The organism is Pseudomonas migulae NBRC 103157, assembly GCF_002091715.1.
In the GTDB taxonomy this organism is placed as follows: Bacteria; Pseudomonadota; Gammaproteobacteria; order Pseudomonadales; family Pseudomonadaceae; genus Aquipseudomonas; species Aquipseudomonas migulae_A.
In genome coordinates, this window is the sequence record NZ_BDAG01000016.1 from 45,389 (window position 1) to 64,875 (window position 19,487).

Sequence of the window (19,487 nt, forward strand, 5' to 3'; positions counted from 1 at the left end):
CAGAACAAAAAGTGCGGCATTGGCTATACCTGTAACACCTGTTTCCCAAACTGTTGTCGACCGCATTACAGGAGTTACAGCATGAAGCTTGCGTTAATGATGAGCACACTGTGCATTGCCTCGATCGGCGTGGTGGGCTGCACCAGTTCGAAGGTCGAGCCGGACCAGTATTCCGGTTTTCTCAAGGATTACAGCCAGCTCAAAGAAGCCAAATCCCCTTCGGGGGCGGTGGTGATGCGTTGGGTTGATCCGAAGCTCGACATCAACAAATACAAAAGCGTGTATGTCGAACCGACCCAACTGTATCCCAAGCCTCAGCCGACCGTGAAAATCCCTCAGGCCACCTTGAACGGGATTACCAGTTATTACGATCAGGCGCTCAAACGCGAGATTGGCAAATCCCTGCCTTTGGCGGCAGGCCCTGGCCCGGGTGTGATGGTGGTGCGCGCGGCGATCACTGCCGTCAGCAGCAAGACCCAAGGCCTGAAAGCTTATGAAGTGATTCCGATTGCCCTGGTGGCGGCCGCGGTGAGTACCGCCAGCGGTATTCGTGATCAGGAAACCGACCTGGCCACCGAAGCCGTGTTCCTGGATGGCAGCAACAATAAAGTGCTGGCCCAGGTGGTGCGCAAAGGCACTGGCAAACCGTTGGAAAACGAGGCTCAGGTGATGAAAGCCGATGACGTGAAAGGCGTGATCGATGGCTGGGCGTCGGATATGCATCAGTCTTACCTGAAGCTGAAATCCAAATAATGCATTGGGGCTGAAGGCTGTATCGCCGGCAAGCCGGTCTCGCTCCCACAAAGAAACTGAGTCGAACATGCATTTGAATGTTCACCGGTGATCGAATGTGGGAGCGAGCCTGCTCGCGAAGACGGCCGTTTCAGTCGTCGAATACCGACTCCCATCGTCCCTGCGTATCAGCTCCCGACCGTCCTGAACTTCGCACGCTCCTGGTCCACCGTCCGGGTGCAACAGGCCCCACCGGTAATACCTCGAACTTCTTCCCGCATAGCGGTGAAGCTGGATTCGGTGACGCTGACGTCCTGGGCGCCGACCCCACAACTGACGAACATGGACATCAGGCTGTAACCGGCTGCGCGAAGTGCAATGTGCATGGGGAAATCCTTATTGGCCGAAGGTGGCGTTGAAGCCGACGAACAGCGTGAACTGGGGCAAGCCATCACCCTTGTGTTCGACGGTCCATTGCGGTTCGATGAAGGCATTGAGGATATTGTCCCTGGCTTTCCAGACCTTGCCGGCACCCAGGCCAAGCGGGATGTAATGGGTGTCATTCTTCAGGTCGAAGGCCCAGGTTGCGGTGGAGCGCAGGTACCAACCTCTCTCCAGGTTGTGAATGACAAACGGCTGCACGGTGGCCGATTCCACATGCGGGCGGTCGCTGTCGCCAGCGAAGGAGCTCTGGTATTGCACCAGTGCACCGAGCAAACCACGGGGCGATGAATCGATCGCAATGGCCGCCAGCCCGGCTTGCCATTTGCCGGTTCCCAGCTCGTCCTTATCGGCATAGGGCGCGGTGATCTGCGGACCGATGCCCAATTGCACGCCCTCGGTCTTGAGCAGGAAGAAATCGATCAGGTTCAGATCACCTTCACCGGTGCTGTAGCCCCCACCTGGATCGGGGCGAATGCTGATCGGCGCGGTGGCACGCAGCAATTGCGGGACGCCAATGAAACCGTTGGGCGCAATCGGCAGTGTGCCGCGCACCAGCAGGTCGTTAGTGTGGATGTTGGAGCCGTAGTATTTCGGGGTGTAGTAATCCAGCAGGTTCATCCCCGCCTCGGGGTTCAATGGATTGTTGCTTTTGTTGACCATGTCGGGGTCGTCTGCCTGGACACAAACCACAGAAGTTATAGAGATCGCCAAAAGAAAGGCGCGCGCTCCTGGATGCTTCGACATGATTCGCCGGTTCCTTGGTGGCTCATTGGTCAACTCGGCACTTGGCGGCCATTACTGCGTAATCTCTTTCCTATCAAGCCTGTAAGACATATTTGATGACGTTAGCAGCTGCCGGTGGGTTATCCAGTCGAAGGGATCGATTCATGGGTTCGTGTCCTGCAGAAATAAAAAAACCGCTAGTCGTATAAACACGAATAGCGGCCTTCGAAGAACCATTGTGGCGAGGGGGTTTACCCCCGTTGGGGTGCGTAGCAGCCCCATAACTGCAGACGAGATTGGTCTGCAGAAACGCAATCACCGTTTTCGGTGCGGTGCGACGTTTTGCTAAACCCTCTCGCCAAAATGGTTGAGGTGACCGCGCTTGCATGGCTGATCAGTGTCTCTTCGCTTGTTCACGCAACCGTTCCTCCTGCTCCCGCAGTTCCGGTGTGAACTCGGCCCCGAAATCCTCAGCCTCGAACACCTGGCGGATCTCGATCTCGGCTTCTGTGCCCGGCATTGGATTGGGGCAACGCTTGACCCATTCAATGGCTTCCTCTCTGGACTTCACCTGCCACAGCCAATACCCGGCAATCAGCTCCTTGGTTTCGGCGAACGGGCCGTCGATGACCGTGCGCTTGTCCCCGGAGAAGCGCACACGGGCGCCTTTGCTGCTGGGGTGCAGGCCTTCGCCGGCGAGAAGGATGCCGGCTTTGGCCAGTTCTTCGTTGTAATTGCCCATCGCCGTCAACAGTTCTTCGTTGGGCATCACGCCGGCCTCGGAGTCCGGGCTGGCTTTCACGATGATCATGAATCGCATGGTCTTTTCTCCGCTGGTTTGAGTATTCATTACCTGGTCGAATGGCCGGCGCTTAAATCGACAGCAGCTCTGAAAAATACAACGCGTTATTTCAAAATTGACGGTTTGTTCATTGCATGTATTGGAAATAGATCTTAAGAACTGTCATTTGTGACAGTTCCTGCCGATGCTTTTTTTCTTGATATTGAAGTTGCCAGTTTTCGTCATTGCCAACTATCGGGAAAGCGCCATGAATTCGCCTCATAAAATCGGATCTGTTGAAGCTCCCTTGGTATACCTCTGCTACGGAGCATCAGGCCTCCGTAAGCATAAGCTCAGCATCGCCGGGGATGACGCCAGTCCATGGGTTGGGCAGGAGCTTTGTGTCATTTCCCGTTCAGGGCAATCGTTACCGATTGAATGTTCCCCTCCGGTAGGTACGTTCCAGAAACTTTCATCGGTGGAGGGATGTGAGTGGGGGGTCGAATGCCCGGTCGATGGCGAGGATGTCGATTTCGATTGCTTGATAAAAAGTGAATTCACCGCCGCGCCTTACTGTATTCCAATGCGTATGGGGCACTATCTGCACGAGTTTACGGGTATAAAAACCCATATTCCCTCTCCGCTGATTGATGAAAAATTAGAAATCGAAGTTCAGGTGATCTCTGCATACACCAAGAAAAAACTGGTAGGTGTCGAAGTAAAGTGGCATGTCGATGAAGAGTTCGTGCGCAACGAGGACACCGTGGAATTAGGTGTCAGCAAGTTTATATATGCATTCCAGAAGGAAGGCCTCCACACAATTACGGCTTGTGTTTACAACCCCTATGACGACACGTGGACTTCGCACACATTTCCAGTCAGGGTTTATGAGAGTAGCCCCTGGAAAGAAGCGAAATTGACGGTTAATGGTGTGGTTCTGCCATGGGGTTCACCCGTTGTATTACCCCATGGGCAGCCAAGCGAAGTGACCGTGGAAGTCACGCCGGAAATCGCGAAAAAACTTAGTCTGAATCTGGTTGATGTCAACGGTCCGATCACTAAAGTCGAACCGAAAGAAAACGAACTTCACGATCCCGTCGACGGCAAATTCAAATGGACACTCACACCGCAGACGGGCCTGGGTGGGAGGGTCACCTTGTTGTTCGTGAGTCAGGAGGTGACCCAAAACTGGGAGCATGACTGTCGGGTACTCTCACCCAATCTTGGTGATGAATTCTATGTTCGTTACGACGGTCAGCCTATCGCGAACGATCGCAACTTTTTCTTTCGCGAAGATCCCCGCGACATCACGCTGGCCCCCAAGGAAGACAGTGCAATTGCAGGGCTTCCAATTGCGCTGACCTACGAAATCAAGAGCAATCTCGACGACGAGAATCTGCGATGCAGTCCAGGGTTTGGCGAACCAGTCAAAGCGCAGTCCTGGAGCCTGACCGGATCAACCAAGAGCGGGATTTTCAACCTGATCTTCACCTGTCCGGGCATCACTATGCCCTTTGTTCTGCCGCTCAATGTCTTGCTGTCAACCGACCTGAACGAAGAGGCAGAAGCCCGGCTCGAGGGAGATGTCATTGCGCCGGGTGGCACGGTGCTGTTCAGGGGCGAGGCGAACACATTGACTCTGGTTGCCAAGTCGGGCAGCCCGTTCGGTCACTTGCCTGTGTCGTTGCAATGGGCCAGCGGAACGCTGGAGGCTGATGATTTTCTCTGCGATCCGGCGCTGGACGAGAAGATCAAGGCCCATAGCTGGAGCATCACCGGTCCGGTGGGCAAGAGCGGCACCATCGGTTTCAAACTGGCGTGCGAAGGCATGTCGACGCCACTTGAACTGCCAGTGTGCTGGGTGCTGTCGAAGAACTTTGACGATGAAGGCACGTTCCTGGTCGGCGGTACTGAATTGACGCCAGACGGGACGGTTTGGACCAGAGGCGTAGAACAAACCCTGACGCTGGTGCCAAAACAGGGCAGCCCCGTCGGCGATCTTCTCAAGAGCCTGCAGTGGGTCAGCGGTGACGGGTTGGTAAAAGAGGACTTTACGTGCGGGCCGGCGCTGGACGAAGAGACCAGGATCAACAGCTGGAAAATTACCGGTTCAGCCACCAAGAGCGGCAGGTTCCGGTTGAAACTGGTCGGGCCTGGAATGGTCCCGCTGGTGCAATTGCCAGCCTGCATGTTGTTGTCGCGCAACCTTGAGGATGACGTGACCATCAAGATCGATGGCGCCGACATTCCGGCCAGCGGAAAGGTTTTCATCCGGAGCAAGCCGCATACGCTGACCCTCGAGCCGAAACCCGGCAGCCTGGTGGCTGATCTGATGATGAGCTTGCAGTGGGGTAGCGGGACGGGTCTGGGTAAAGAGAATTTCAGTTGGCAACCGCCGCTCGAGCAACTGATCAAGCCTCATAGCTGGATCATTACGGGGCCGGCGGACAAGAGCGGCACATTCAGCCTGGTGGTGGCCGGCCCGGGTGGGATCACCTTGATCACCCTCACGGTCATGACCTTGCTTTCGGCCAATTTGCGCGACGAAGCCGACCTGTTGTTTGCCGGCAATCCGGTGCCGGCTGAAGGGGTTGCGATGTTGCGAGGGCGACAAGGTGTTTTTTCAATCAGGCCCAAGTCGAACAGCCCGATTGCCGGTGTACCGCTAAGCCTCAAATATGTACCTGGAGGCAGCCTGCCTGAGACCGCAATTAATAGTCAGCCAGGATTCGGAGTTCCCGACGCTGTCCATGATTGGACACTCACCGGCCCAGCTGACCGAAGCGGTACTTTCGGTGCGAAAGTTACCTGTGAGGGGGGCGCAGAATTTGTCATGGATACCACTCTTGTTCTATCCCCTGATTTAAATGATGAGGTGAGTGGTATCAGTATTACGCAGGCGGGGGGATCTCCAATACCGGTTGATCTAAGTAAAGAAGGAATGTGGCTGACGAAAGATTCAGCGGAGCTGACGATAACGTTACCCGAGTCGAGTCCGCTTCTTGGGAGAACAGTTGCATTAAAGTGGCTGGACGGCCTGAATCCGTCGATCGAGTTTCCTGAGCAGTTTGTAGTGAGTGCTACTACCCGCGTGGAAATTAAGGGGGTGGACGATCCTGCAGCCAGTAAGCGTCATCAACTTTGTTTGGACTATCAGGGTGCTATATCTCAACCCTGGATTTTCAGATACTTCAACGGTCTACCTTCCAATGAGTTGAAAATTCTTTGTGAAGGTGTGTATCAGGGAAACAATCCGGTATTGCTGAAGTTCAATAAAAGCTATGAGTTATCAATCGTACCTAAAATAGAAGATAGTGTTTTTGAAGACTGGATGTGTACGTTCGCTGATGTTGAAGGTCAGGGCATTAAAGTGGCGTGCCTGTCAAGCAATAAAGATGTGATTATTAAGGCGCCTTCATTAGGAGGCGGTAAGATGACCGTGAGGGCTCAGAAAATGGAGGGGTTTAATGGTGGGAGGGTTGTTATGCCAGTGGCATTTAAAGAGTTTGATGAGTTAAAAATCACTTTTGAGATTGATCAGCTTGAGAGTGACGAGAAGTGATTTGTAAACAGCATTTGCGCAGTTGAGGTGTTTTACTGCGTTAAGGATTAATGATTTTATACGACGCTTGTTTTTTCATAGAGGACGCAATGATGAACGATAAAACACATATTCAGCCTGCGGGGTCGGAGTCAGTACTTACGTCTGGTTTTTGGGAGTCGTGTACCTACTTTGCTTATTCACCGCCTGGACCAATAGGCTGGCGGCCACTTGAACGTGGCCTTAGCAAGATAGTGCTTCTCCGTGGTTCGTATCTGAAGTTTGATTTTAGTCCGGATCCTCAAGTTTGGGAGATGATTGCGCCAGAAGTGGTTTGGAGGAGTGAATCTTTTTATCATTTTTTGTTTGACTTATATCTGCATAGAGAAGGCTATATATATAATTTTACGATTTCGTCTCCTAGTCATAATACAAGTCCTAAATTAGATGTTTTGTCTGCTCCAGACGATCTTCGAGGAAATGCTACCTTCGAGGTTGAAAATGTTGATCAAGGTGATCATGATATACTTCTCACGTACAGTCAGTACTATAAAGTTAAAATAAACCTGCGAGATGATTGGGCAGAGTTCATGGGGTCGGTAAAAAGCATTACGTTTCCCGAAAATGCCAAATATTTCGTGGAGGTTATGACGGGGGCGAAGTCCCTTGCGAACGAGGGCGGAACAAACCATGCAGATTCCTTTCAAGACGGTACGTATCTTTTTAGGATGCGCTATAAAAATGTAGATGATGTTTACTATGGTCCAGTTGAATTGGTTTTAAATTATGAGAATGGAGTTAAGCATACACTTCCTGTTGAAGTTATAAAGAAAGAAGTTTTAGAGGCGGCTCCTGGTTTTAAGTTGTAAGTCGGCGTTGCAATTGAAAAGGCGTTGATTTTTAACTTTGAAATCGCAAATGTGCCCGCAGTTCCTTTGCAGTAATGAAGATGTCGCGGGCTATGTTTGTCAGGGGCAGCAATTGGCTGACATCACCATTCTTTGTAATATCCGGCCAGCCCAAACTCGCCAGCATCCGACATTGGCATGTGCAGGCCCGAGGCGGGCAGTACCATCAACGTCGAAACGAATCCCCTTTGTGCTCGATAACTCATCACGATTTGTATCCAGCCATAGGTCATCACCCCCATTTCATGGTTAACTTCTGCCTCGTCGAATTCTCCACATCAACGTTCAGAAGGACTCCGCTCATGGCTCAAGTCACCCTTAAAGGCAACCCGGTTCAAGTCAACGGCCAACTGCCACAAGTCGGTTCCAAGGCGCCAGCCTTTTCCCTGGTTGCCGGCAATCTGTCCGACGTGACCCTGGCGAATTTCGCCGGCAAGCGCAAAGTACTGAACATCTTCCCAAGCGTCGACACCCCGACCTGCGCGACGTCGGTTCGCAAGTTCAACGCCCAGGCCAACGATGTCGCCAACACCGTGGTGCTGTGCATCTCCGCTGACCTGCCGTTCGCTCAAGCCCGTTTCTGTGGCGCCGAAGGCCTGGAAAACGTGCAGAACCTGTCGACCCTGCGCGGTGCCGAGTTCATCGAGAACTACGGTGTGGCCATTGCCGACGGCCCGCTCAAAGGCCTGACTGCCCGTGCTGTCGTAGTCCTGGACGAAAATGACAACGTGCTGCACAGCGAGCTGGTCAAGGAAATCGCTGAAGAACCGAACTACGAAGCGGCACTCGCTGTTCTGAAATAAGCATACCTTTACAATTGTTAACGGCCTGGCCCTGTCCAGGCCGTTTTCATTTGTGCTTCAGTGTCTTAGATAAATCTCCTGTTACGTAAGCCGAAGGTAAATTGCCGGTAAAGGCGCTTTGCTTAATGCCCGCCAGTGCTTATCGTTCAGCCTCCCGTAGAAGAAGCCCACGCGCCCAATGGTTGATCATTCAATGCAATCCTCCGCTTCCCGTAGTCCTCGTCGCTGGCTGTTCGGCCTGCTTGTCCTGTTGGTCATCGCTGGCCTGTGCTGGAAATTCTGGCCCGGCAGCGCTGCGCCAAAAGAAGGCAACGGACAAAAAGCCGTGGCGGGGCACACTGGCCGTTCGGGCGGCATGCGTCCGGGTTTCGGTGGGGCGACCGGGCCGGTTCCGGTGCGTGTGGCGCCGGCGGTCAAGGGTGACTTCCCGCTGTATTACAAGGCGCTGGGCACCGTGACGGCGTTGAACACCATCAATGTGCGCAGTCGGGTGGGCGGCGAGCTGATCAAGGTGTCGTTCGAAGAAGGGCAGATGGTCAAGGCCGGTGACCTGCTGGCGGAAATCGATCCGCGTCCTTACCAGAACGCCTTGCTGCAGGCCGAAGGCACCTTGCTGCAGAATCAGGCGCAACTGAAGAACGCCCAGGTCGATGTCGAGCGTTATCGTGGTCTGTACCGCGAAGACAGTATCGCCAAGCAGACCCTGGACACCGCCGAAGCGCTGGTGGGCCAGTATCAGGGCACGGTCAAGACCAATCAGGCGGCGGTCAACGACGCCAAACTCAACCTCGAATTCACCAAAATCCGCGCGCCGATTGCCGGTCGTGTGGGCCTGCGTCAGCTCGACGTCGGTAACCTCGTTGCCGCCAATGACACCACGGCGCTGGCGATCATCACTCAGACCCAACCGATCAGCGTTGCCTTTACCTTGCCGGAGAACAGCCTCGACGTGGTACTGGCCCGCTATCGCAGTGGCGCCAAACTGCCCGCCGAAGCCTGGGACCGTGGCGACACCAAACTGCAGGCCACCGGCGTGTTGCAGAGCCTAGATAACCAGATCGACGTCACCACCGGCACCCTGAAATTCAAGGCGCGCTACGAAAACCGCGATCAGGCGCTGTTCCCCAATCAGTTCGTCAATGTCCATCTGCTGGCCGACACCCTCAAAGACGTGGTGCTCGCACCGTCGGCAGCTATCCAGTTCGGCACCAATGGCACCTTCGTCTATGCAATGGATGGCGACAAGAAAGTCACGATCCGTCAGTTGAAAGTCGGTGCCAGCGATGGTGAAAACACCGTGATCACCGAAGGCCTGGCGGCGGGCGATCGCGTAGTCCTCGAAGGCACCGACCGCCTGAAGGAGGGCAGCGAAGTAGAAGTGGTCAACGACACCAAGGACGTACCGACCACGCCGACCGGGCACCTGCAAGGCAAATCGGCGGCCAACGCGGCTGAGCCGGCCACCACCGACAAGGCGAAAAAGGGCGGCGCATGAACATCTCGCGGCTGTTCATCCTTCGCCCGGTCGCCACGACCCTGAGCATGCTGGCCATTATTCTGGCCGGTGTGATTGCCTATCGGCTATTGCCGGTGTCGGCCCTGCCTCAGGTCGATTACCCGACCATTCGCGTGATGACCCTCTATCCCGGCGCCAGCCCGGACGTCATGACCAGCGCCGTGACCGCGCCGCTCGAGCGTCAGTTCGGGCAAATGCCCGGCCTGACCCAGATGGCCTCGACCAGTTCCGGCGGCGCTTCGGTGCTGACCCTGCGGTTCAGCCTCGACATCAACATGGATGTCGCCGAGCAGCAGGTGCAAGCCGCGATCAACGCCGCCACCAATCTGCTGCCCAAGGACTTGCCCGCGCCGCCGGTGTACAACAAGGTCAACCCGGCGGACACCCCGGTGCTGACCCTGGCGATCACGTCCAAGACCATGTTGCTGCCCAAGCTCAATGACCTGGTCGATACGCGCATGGCACAGAAAATTGCCCAGATCAGCGGCGTCGGCATGGTCAGCATTGCCGGCGGCCAGCGACAGGCAGTACGGATCAAGGTCAACCCCGAAGCCCTCGCGGCCAACGGTTTGAACCTGTCGGACGTGCGCACCCTGATCGGCGCGTCGAACGTCAACCAGCCCAAAGGCAACTTCGACGGCCCGACCCGGGTCTCGATGCTCGATGCAAACGATCAACTGACCTCGCCCAAGGATTACGCCAACCTGATCCTGGCCTACGCCAACGGCGCGCCATTGCGGCTCAAGGACGTGGCGGAAATCGTCGATGGGGCGGAGAACGAACGTCTGGCGGCGTGGGCTAATGAAAACCAGGCCGTGTTGCTGAACATCCAGCGCCAGCCCGGCGCCAACGTCATCGAAGTGGTCGACCGGATCAAGGCCTTGCTGCCGAGCATCACGGATAACCTGCCGGCCGGCCTCGACGTCACCGTGCTGACCGACCGCACCCAGACCATCCGCGCGTCCGTCACCGACGTGCAACACGAATTGCTGATTGCCATTGCGCTGGTCGTGATGGTGACGTTCCTGTTCCTGCGGCGCGCGAGTGCCACGATCATTCCATCGGTAGCCGTGCCGCTGTCGTTGATCGGCACCTTCGGCGTGATGTACCTCGCCGGTTTTTCGGTCAATAACCTGACCCTGATGGCCCTGACTATCGCCACCGGTTTTGTGGTGGACGATGCGATCGTCATGCTGGAAAACATTTCCCGGTTTATTGAAGAGGGCGACAGTCCGCTGAATGCGGCGCTCAAGGGCGCAAAGCAGATCGGCTTCACCCTGATTTCCCTGACCTTGTCGCTGATCGCAGTACTGATCCCGTTGCTGTTCATGGCCGATGTGGTGGGGCGCCTGTTTCGTGAGTTTGCGATCACGTTGGCGGTGGCGATCCTGATTTCCCTGGTCGTGTCGTTGACCCTGACGCCGATGATGTGCGCGCGGCTGCTCAAGCGCGAACCCAAGGAAGAAGAACAAGGCCGTTTCTACCGGGCCAGCGGCGCCACAATTGATTGGATGATCGCGGCTTACGGGCGCAAGTTAAAGTGGGTTCTCAAGCACCAGCCACTGACGTTGCTGGTGGCGATCGGCACTTTGGCGCTGACCGTGTTCCTTTACATGGTCGTGCCGAAGGGCTTTTTTCCAGTGCAAGACACTGGCGTTATCCAGGGCATTTCCGAGGCGCCGCAGTCGATTTCCTTTGCAGCGATGAGTGAGCGGCAGCAGGAACTGGCCAAAGTGATTCTGGCGGACCCCGCCGTCGAGAGCCTGTCGTCCTACATTGGCGTCGATGGCGACAACTCGACGCTCAACAGCGGTCGCCTGCTGATCAACCTCAAATCCCACAGTAACCGCGACCTGAGCGCCACTGAGGTGATCGCCCGGCTGCAACCGGAACTGGACAAGCTGGTCGGCATTCGCCTGTTCATGCAACCGGTGCAGGACCTGACCATCGAAGACCGGGTCAGCCGTACCCAGTACCAGTTCAGCATGTCTTCGCCAGACTCCGAGTTGCTCAACCTGTGGAGCGCTCGCTTGGTCGAAGCGCTGGCCCAACGGCCGGAGCTGACCGACGTCGCCAGCGATCTGCAGGACAAAGGCTTGCAGGTGTATCTGGTGATCGACCGCGATGCAGCGTCGCGGGTCGGGGTGTCGGTGTCGAACATTACCGACGCGCTGTATGACGCCTTCGGTCAGCGACAGATTTCCACCATATACACCCAGGCCAGCCAGTACCGCGTGGTGTTGCAATCGCAGTCCGGCGAGAAAATCGGCCCGGATGCGCTGAACCAGATTCACGTCAAGACCACCGATGGCGGGCAGGTGCGCCTGTCCAGCCTGGCGCATATCGAAGAGCGTCAGGCACAACTGGCGATCACCCATATCGGCCAGTTCCCTGCGGTGATGATGTCCTTCAACCTCGCGCCCGGCGTGGCGTTGGGGCACGCGGTGGAAATCATCGAGCAGGTGCAGAAAGACATCGGCATGCCGATTGGCGTGCAGACCCAGTTCCAGGGCGCGGCCGAAGCGTTCCAGGCGTCGCTGTCGAGCACGTTGCTGCTGATTCTGGCGGCGGTGGTGACCATGTACATCGTGCTCGGCGTGCTCTACGAGAGCTACATCCACCCGATTACCATTCTCTCGACCTTGCCGTCCGCGGCGGTCGGCGCCTTGCTGGCGTTGCTGTTGAGTGGCAATGACCTGGGGATGATCGCGATCATCGGCATCATCCTGCTGATCGGTATCGTGAAGAAGAACGCGATCATGATGATCGACTTTGCCCTCGACGCCGAGCGCAATCAGGGCATGGACCCGGAGACGGCGATCTATCAGGCGGCGCTGTTGCGTTTCCGGCCGATCCTGATGACCACGCTGGCGGCGTTGTTCGGTGCAGTGCCGTTGATGCTGGCCACCGGTTCCGGCGCTGAGCTGCGTCAACCGTTGGGTCTGGTGATGGTCGGTGGTTTGTTGGTCAGCCAGGTGCTGACCTTGTTCACCACGCCGGTGATTTACCTGTACTTCGACCGCCTCGGTCGGCGCTGGGGCCGTCCGTCCGAGCCCGTGGAAGTGGTCGAACAGCCATGAACCTCTCCGGACCTTTCATCAAACGCCCGGTCGCCACGATGTTGCTGAGCCTGGCGATCATGCTGCTGGGCGGGGTGAGCTTCGGTTTATTGCCGGTGTCACCGCTGCCGCAAATGGACTTCCCGGTGATCGTGGTCCAGGCCAGTCTGCCGGGCGCGAGCCCCGAAGTGATGGCCTCGACCGTGGCGACACCGCTCGAACGTTCCTTCGGCGCCATCGCCGGGGTCAACACCATGAGCAGCCGTTCCAGCCAAGGCTCGACCCGGGTGATTCTGCAATTCGACCTCGACCGCGACATCAACGGCGCGGCGCGGGAAGTGCAAGCGGCGATCAATGCCTCGCGCAACCTGCTGCCGAGCGGGATGCGCAGCATGCCGACCTACAAGAAGGTCAACCCGTCACAGGCGCCGATCATGGTGCTGTCGCTGACCTCGGACGTGCTGGAAAAGGGTCAGCTTTACGATTTGGCCTCGACGATCCTGTCCCAGAGCCTGTCCCAGGTTCAGGGCGTGGGTGAGGTGCAGATCGGCGGCAGCTCTCTGCCGGCGGTGCGCATCGAACTCGAACCCCAGGCGCTCAACCAGTACGGCGTGGCGCTGGACGATGTGCGCAACACCATCGCCAATGCCAACGTGCGTCGGCCCAAAGGCTCGGTCGAAGACGGCCAGCGGTTGTGGCAGGTTCAGGCCAACGATCAGCTGGAAAAAGCCAAGGATTACGAGTCGCTGATCATTCACTACAACGGCGGTGCAGCACTGCGGTTGAAGGATGTGGCCAAGGTCAGCGACGGCGTCGAGGACCGTTACAACAGCGGTTTCTTCAACGATGACGCGGCGGTGCTGCTGGTGATCAACCGCCAGGCCGGTGCGAACATCATCGAGACGGTCAACGAGATCAAGGCCCAACTCCCGGCACTGCAAGCCGTGCTGCCGGCCAGCGTCAAGCTGAACCTGGCCATGGACCGCTCGCCGGTGATCAAGGCAACCCTGCACGAAGCGGAAATGACCCTGCTGATCGCCGTGGCGCTGGTGATTCTGGTGGTGTTCCTGTTTCTCGGTAACTTCCGCGCCTCGCTGATTCCGACCCTCGCGGTGCCGGTTTCGCTGGTGGGCACCTTTGCGGTGATGTACCTGTACGGGTTTTCCCTGAACAACCTGTCGCTGATGGCGCTGATTCTGGCCACCGGTCTGGTGGTGGACGATGCCATCGTGGTGCTGGAGAACATCACCCGGCACATCGACGAAGGCGTGCCACCGATGAAGGCCGCTTACCTCGGGGCCCAGGAAGTCGGTTTTACGCTGCTGTCGATGAACGTCTCGCTGGTCGCGGTATTCCTGTCGATCCTGTTCATGGGCGGGATTATCGAAAGCCTGTTCCGTGAGTTTTCCATCACCCTGGCGGCGTCCATCGTGGTGTCGCTGGTGGTCTCGCTGACCCTGACACCGATGCTGTGTGCCCGCTGGCTCAAGCCACATACGCCGGGTGAGGAAAACCGCCTGCAACGCTGGAGCCAGCGCGCCAACGAGTGGATGGTCGGCAAATACGCCACCAGCCTGGACTGGGTGTTGCGTCACCGTCGCCTGACTTTGCTCAGTCTGATCGTGACAGTTGGCGTTAACATTGCGCTGTATGTGGTTGTTCCTAAAACCTTTATGCCTCAACAGGACACAGGCCAACTGATCGGCTTTGTGCGCGGCGACGACGGTCTGTCGTTCAGCGTGATGCAACCGAAAATGGAAACCTTTCGTCGCGCCGTACTCAAGGATGAAGCGGTGGAAAGCGTCGCAGGCTTCATCGGCGGTACCAACGGCACCAACAACGCCTTCATGCTGGTGCGCCTGAAACCGATCAAGGAACGGAGCGTTTCCGCGCAAAAAGTCATTGAGCGCCTGCGCAAGGAAATGCCCAAGGTTGCCGGTGCACAGTTGATGCTGATGGCGGATCAGGACCTGCAATTTGGCGGCGGTCGCGAGCAGACCACTTCGCAGTATTCCTACATCCTGCAAAGCGCCGACCTTGGCGAATTGCGCCAGTGGTATCCGAAAGTGGTGACTGCGCTCAAGGCGTTGCCGGAGCTGACCGCCATTGACGCCCGTGAAGGGCGGGGCGCGCAGCAGGTGACCTTGATCGTCGATCGCGATCAGGCAAAACGGCTGGGGGTCGACATGGACATGGTCACCGCCGTCCTGAACAACGCCTACAGCCAGCGACAGATTTCGACCATCTACGACAGCCTCAACCAATATCAGGTCGTCATGGAGGTCAATCCGAAGTACGCCCAGGACCCGATCACCCTCAAGCAGGTTCAGGTGATCACCGCCGATGGTGCGCGAATTCCACTGTCGACCATCGCCCATTACGAAAACAGCCTGGAAGATGACCGTGTCAGCCACGAAGGCCAGTTCGCCTCCGAGAGCATTTCCTTCGACATGGCCGAAGGCGTGACGGTGGAGCAGGGCACGGCTGCCATCGAGCGGGCGATTGCCAGACTCGGCATGCCGGAAGATGTGATCGTGAAGATGGCTGGCACCGCTGACGCTTTTGCCGCGACACAGAAGAGCCAGCCATGGATGATTCTTGGTGCGCTGGTGGCGGTGTATCTGGTGTTGGGCGTGTTGTATGAAAGCTACATCCATCCGCTGACCATTCTCTCGACCTTGCCGTCGGCCGGAGTCGGTGCGCTGCTGTCGATCTATGCGTTGGGCGGTGAATTCAGCCTGATCTCGTTGCTCGGGCTGTTTTTGCTGATCGGCGTGGTGAAGAAAAACGCCATTCTGATGATCGACCTCGCGTTGCAACTCGAACGGCATCAGGGCCTGGAACCGCTGGAGTCGATTCGCAGCGCGTGCCTGCAACGTCTGCGTCCGATTCTGATGACCACGCTGGCCGCGATCCTCGGTGCCTTGCCGCTGCTGCTGAGCCGTGCCGAGGGTGCGGAAATGCGTCAACCACTGGGCCTGACCATCATCGGCGGGCTGATTTTCAGTCAGGTGCTGACCCTTTACACCACCCCGGTGGTTTACCTCTATCTCGACAAACTGCGCCATCGCTTCAACCACTGGCGTGGGGTGCGTACCGATGCTGCTCTGGAAACTCCGCTATGACTGACCGTTCGCTTATCAACCTGTCTGCACCGCTGATCACGGCCCGAGGCTCGCGCTTGTTGAGCCTGTCGCTGTGCGTGGCGCTGCTCAGTGCCTGCGCCATCGGCCCGGATTACCAGCGCCCGCAAGCTGCCGCGCCGGTGCAATACAAGGAAGCGGCCGGTTGGCGTCAGGCCAACCCAAGCGATTCCCTGGCTCGCGGTGCCTGGTGGGAATTGTATGGCGATCAACAACTGAACGGCCTGATCGAGAAGCTCAACAGCGCCAACCAGACGGTTGCCCAGTCCGAAGCCCAATACCGTCAGGCCCAGGCGTTGGTGCGCAGTGCCCGCGGGGCGTTTTTTCCGACCGTGGACCTGACCGTCGGGAAAAACCGTTCCAGCCAGGGCACCGGCAGCAGCAGTTCGAGCCTGACCAGTTCGTCCAGTGGTATCCGCGACACCTATACCGCACAGGCCGGGGTCAGTTGGGAGGCCGACGTCTGGGGCAAGCTGCGCCGCGGGCTGGAAGCCGACACCGCCAACGCCGAGGCGAGTTTTGCCGATCTGGCGGCGATGCGCCTGAGTCAACAGTCGGAACTGGTGCAGAACTACCTGCAATTGCGCGTGATCGATGAGCAGAAACGTCTGCTGCAAGCGACGGTCGAGGCCTATCAGCGCTCGCTGAAAATGACCGAAAACCAGTACCGCGCCGGTGTTTCCGGCAAGGACGCAGTGGCTCAGGCCACCACTCAGCTCAAGAGCACCGAGGCCGACCTGGTCGATCTGATCTGGCAGCGTGCCCAGTTCGAGAACGCCATCGCCGTGCTGATCGGGCTGCCGCCGGCCGAGTTCAGCCTCGCGCAAACCCAGAACATCCCGGTCTTGCCTGAGGTGCCACTGAGCCTGCCTTCGCAATTACTGGAGCGCCGTCCTGACATCGCTTCCGCCGAACGTTCGGTGATGGCGGCCAACGCCAACATCGGCGTGGCCAAGGCGGCTTACTACCCGGACCTGACGCTGAGCCTGAACGGCGGTTACAGCAGCAGCACGTCATCCAACTGGATCAGCGTGCCGAACCGCTTCTGGTCGGTCGGCCCGCAACTGGCGATGACCCTGTTTGACGGCGGGCAACGGTCCGCCGAAGTCGACCGTAGCGAAGCAGCCTATGACGAGACCGTCGCCAAGTACCGTCAGACCGTGCTCGACGGCTTCCGCGAGGTGGAAAATTATCTGGTTCAGCTCAAGGTCCTGGAAAACGAATCTGCCGTGCGCCAGCAAGCGCTGGACGCGGCGCGTGAGTCCTTGCGCCTGACCCGGAATCAGTACAAGGCCGGGTTGATTGCTTATCTGGATGTGGTGGTGGTGCAAGCCACGGCGCTGAACAACGAACGCAACATGCTGGACTTGTTGCAGAGCCGGCTGATTGCCAGCGTGCAGTTGATTACGGCACTGGGTGGTGGTTGGGACGGACAGCTAGAGCTAAACAACTGACACCTGTATTTCTGTCGGAGCTGGTAGGCGCTGTGTAGGAGCTCCTACACAGCGCCTGCAAGGGGAGCGGAGGCAAGGTTCCAGAGGAGTCGCCAGCAATCAAACAAGCGTTTCATCGGGTTGATGGCCCTTTGCTAATTTTGTCAGTGCGTTCTTTCATGCAATCAGTACAATCGCCGGATTTTCCCCCCGAGAATGGAAGCAGTACGGCGGGTCGTCACGAGAAGTCCCATGCTCATCGGTAGCTATTCCCCCACGCTGGTTATCATCTCGCTCTTTGTGGCGATTCTCGCGTCCTATACCGCGCTCGACATGACCGGGCGCATTGCCACGGCCAAAGGCCGTGCGGTGCATTTGTGGACGGCCGGCGGCGCTTTGGCGATGGGCTTTGGCGTGTGGTCGATGCATTTCATCGGCATGCTCGCGTTTGAACTACCGATTGACCTCGGCTACGACATCACCCTGACGGCCCTGTCGCTGCTGACTGCAATCCTGTCCTGTGGTTTTGCCCTGTGGCTGGTCAGCCAGCCACAACTGCCGGGCTGGCAACTGGCGTTCGGAGCGCTGGCGATGGGCGCGGGCATCAGCGCCATGCACTACACCGGCATGGCCGCCATGCGCATGCAGCCGGGTATCGATTACGACCCGATACTGTTCGGCGCCTCTCTGCTTATCGCCGTCGGCGCGTCGGGCGCTGCGTTATGGATCGCCTTCCGCCTGCGCCGGCACACGCCTTATGTCAGCGTGCTTCGAGGCGGCGCGGCGGTGATCATGGGCATTGCCATTGTCGGCATGCACTACACCGCCATGGCCGCTGCACGTTTTCCCGACGGCAGTTTTTGTGGCGCGGCAATCAGTGGATTGAACGGCAAGGGCCTGGACAGCCTGGTGCTGATCACCACGATGGCGGTGCTGAGCATTGCCTTGCTCACCTCTATTCTCGATGCGCGCCTGGAGGCTCGCACCGCCGAGCTGGCCCACTCGCTGACAGAGGCCAATCGCGAACTCACCCAACTGGCGCTGCACGACACCCTGACCGGCCTGCCCAATCGGGTGTTGCTGGCTGACCGTATCGACCAAGCCATGTCGAGGGTGCAGGAGCAAGGCGGCTGCTTTGCCTTGATGTTCATCGATCTGGACGGTTTCAAACCGGTCAATGATGCATTCGGCCATCACATGGGCGACCAATTGTTGCGTGAAGTCGCGCTGCGCCTGCGTGAGGACTTGCGAAGCCAGGACACGCTGGCGCGGATTGGCGGCGACGAGTTTGTGCTGCTGGTGCAACTGGCCGATGAGCATGACGCATTGAATCTGGCGGCGCGGCAAGTCGGGCTGATCGCGCGCTCGTTCCGCGTCGCCGAACATGATTTGCAGATATCCGCCAGTGTCGGCATCGCCCTTTATCCGGGAAACGGCCAGACCTGCGAAGAACTGCTGATGAACGCCGACGCAGCGATGTATCACGCCAAGGGCGCGGGCAAAAACGGCTACAGCTTCTTCGACGCCTCGATGAACAGCAACGCGCGCAAACAGCTGCAATTGCTGCAAGACCTGCGCAATGCCTTGGACCAGCAACAATTCAGCCTCTATTACCAGCCAAAATTCGACGCCAGCAACGGCCGGCCAGTCGGCGCCGAGGCGTTATTGCGCTGGGAGCACCCGACGCAGGGCATGCTGATGCCGGACAGGTTCATCGAACTCGCGGAGAAGACCGGGTTGATCATTCCGATCGGCGATTGGGTGCTCAACGAAGCCTGCCGGCAGATGCGCGAATGGTACGAGCTCGGTTACACCGACTGGCGCATTGCCGTGAACCTCTCGGCTTTGCAGTTCTGCCACGCTGGCCTGGTCCAGAGCGTCGCCAAAGCACTGGCCACGCACCATTTGCCGGCCAACAGCCTGACCCTGGAAATCACCGAAACCACCGCCATGAGCGACGCCGATGCGAGCATGATGGTGCTTAACGAACTCTCGGAGATGGGTGTCGACCTGTCGATTGACGACTTTGGAACCGGCTATTCCAGCCTGATGTACCTCAAGCGCCTGCCGGCCAACGAACTGAAAATCGACCGGGGGTTTGTCCGTGACCTGGAACGTGACAGCGATGACGCGGCCATCGTTTCCGCCATCGTCGCCCTTGGCCAGGCGCTGGGTTTGCGCATCGTCGCCGAAGGCGTGGAAACCGATGTGCAGCAGGATTTCCTGACTCAACTCGGTTGCGACTCGTTGCAGGGCTATCTGCTGGGGCATCCGCTGCCGGCGGAGCGCTTCATGGTGGATATTCTTCGCGGGGAGCGGTTGGCAACGGCGTGAAAAATGTTGGACCGCGCTATCGCTCTTCGCGGCGGTGCGGCGGTCTGACTTGTTCGCGATGGCGTCGGCC

Annotated in this window: 12 protein-coding genes; 9 read left to right on the top strand and 3 right to left on the bottom strand. The window is 57.8% G+C overall.

The window, feature by feature from the left end; translation table 11 throughout:
• Positions 1–81 precede the first annotated feature (81 nt).
• On the top strand, positions 82–753 hold the full coding sequence (locus PMI01S_RS14300; protein ID WP_084320650.1) for a DUF3313 domain-containing protein: 672 nt from the start codon (positions 82–84) through the stop codon (positions 751–753).
• A gap of 167 nt (positions 754–920) precedes the next feature.
• Here the strand turns inward: PMI01S_RS14300 and PMI01S_RS14305 are convergent, their stop codons facing one another.
• The 3 genes from PMI01S_RS14305 to PMI01S_RS14315 all read right to left on the bottom strand — a co-directional run bounded on the left by PMI01S_RS14305 (position 921) and on the right by PMI01S_RS14315 (position 2,719).
• Positions 921–1,118: a hypothetical protein gene (locus PMI01S_RS14305; protein ID WP_084320651.1), complete on the bottom strand. Its 198-nt coding sequence runs from the start codon at positions 1,116–1,118 to the stop codon at positions 921–923.
• A 10-nt stretch (positions 1,119–1,128) separates the two neighbouring features.
• On the bottom strand, positions 1,129–1,920 hold the full coding sequence (locus PMI01S_RS14310; protein WP_084320652.1) for a hypothetical protein: 792 nt from the start codon (positions 1,918–1,920) through the stop codon (positions 1,129–1,131).
• A gap of 373 nt (positions 1,921–2,293) precedes the next feature.
• Entirely contained in the window at positions 2,294–2,719 is a 426-nt protein-coding gene (locus PMI01S_RS14315) for a YciI family protein (RefSeq protein ID WP_084320653.1), read from the bottom strand.
• Positions 2,720–2,948: 229 nt separating this feature from the next.
• On the opposite strand from PMI01S_RS14315, the gene PMI01S_RS14320 reads away from it, so the two are divergent.
• From PMI01S_RS14320 to PMI01S_RS14355, 8 genes are all read left to right on the top strand, one after another.
• Positions 2,949–6,242 (top strand): hypothetical protein, encoded by a 3,294-nt coding sequence (locus PMI01S_RS14320; protein WP_139273041.1) that lies wholly within the window; start codon positions 2,949–2,951, stop codon positions 6,240–6,242.
• 92 nt (positions 6,243–6,334) lie between these two features.
• Positions 6,335–7,090 (top strand): hypothetical protein, encoded by a 756-nt coding sequence (locus tag PMI01S_RS31110; RefSeq protein WP_139273043.1) that lies wholly within the window; start codon positions 6,335–6,337, stop codon positions 7,088–7,090.
• Positions 7,091–7,431: 341 nt separating this feature from the next.
• Positions 7,432–7,932, top strand: a complete 501-nt coding sequence (gene tpx / locus PMI01S_RS14330) for a thiol peroxidase (RefSeq protein WP_084320656.1) — start codon at positions 7,432–7,434, stop codon at positions 7,930–7,932.
• Between the two features lie 178 nt (positions 7,933–8,110).
• Positions 8,111–9,427, top strand: a complete 1,317-nt coding sequence (locus PMI01S_RS14335) for an MdtA/MuxA family multidrug efflux RND transporter periplasmic adaptor subunit (protein ID WP_084320657.1) — start codon at positions 8,111–8,113, stop codon at positions 9,425–9,427.
• Positions 9,424–12,528 carry an MdtB/MuxB family multidrug efflux RND transporter permease subunit gene (locus tag PMI01S_RS14340; protein WP_084320658.1) on the top strand — a complete coding sequence of 1,035 codons (3,105 nt, stop codon included), beginning with the start codon at positions 9,424–9,426 and terminating at the stop codon, positions 12,526–12,528. Before PMI01S_RS14335 ends, PMI01S_RS14340 begins: the two co-directional genes overlap by 4 nt.
• Positions 12,525–15,632, top strand: coding sequence for an efflux RND transporter permease subunit (locus PMI01S_RS14345; protein WP_084320659.1), 3,108 nt, complete (start codon positions 12,525–12,527; stop codon positions 15,630–15,632). The genes PMI01S_RS14340 and PMI01S_RS14345 overlap by 4 nt, the downstream gene beginning before the upstream one ends.
• A complete protein-coding gene (locus PMI01S_RS14350) occupies positions 15,629–17,104 on the top strand; it encodes an efflux transporter outer membrane subunit (protein ID WP_084320660.1) in 1,476 nt (491 codons plus the stop codon). Before PMI01S_RS14345 ends, PMI01S_RS14350 begins: the two co-directional genes overlap by 4 nt.
• Positions 17,105–17,335: 231 nt before the next feature.
• Complete coding sequence (locus tag PMI01S_RS14355) at positions 17,336–19,417, top strand: putative bifunctional diguanylate cyclase/phosphodiesterase (RefSeq protein WP_084320661.1); 2,082 nt, start codon at positions 17,336–17,338, stop codon at positions 19,415–19,417.
• Positions 19,418–19,487 lie beyond the last annotated feature (70 nt).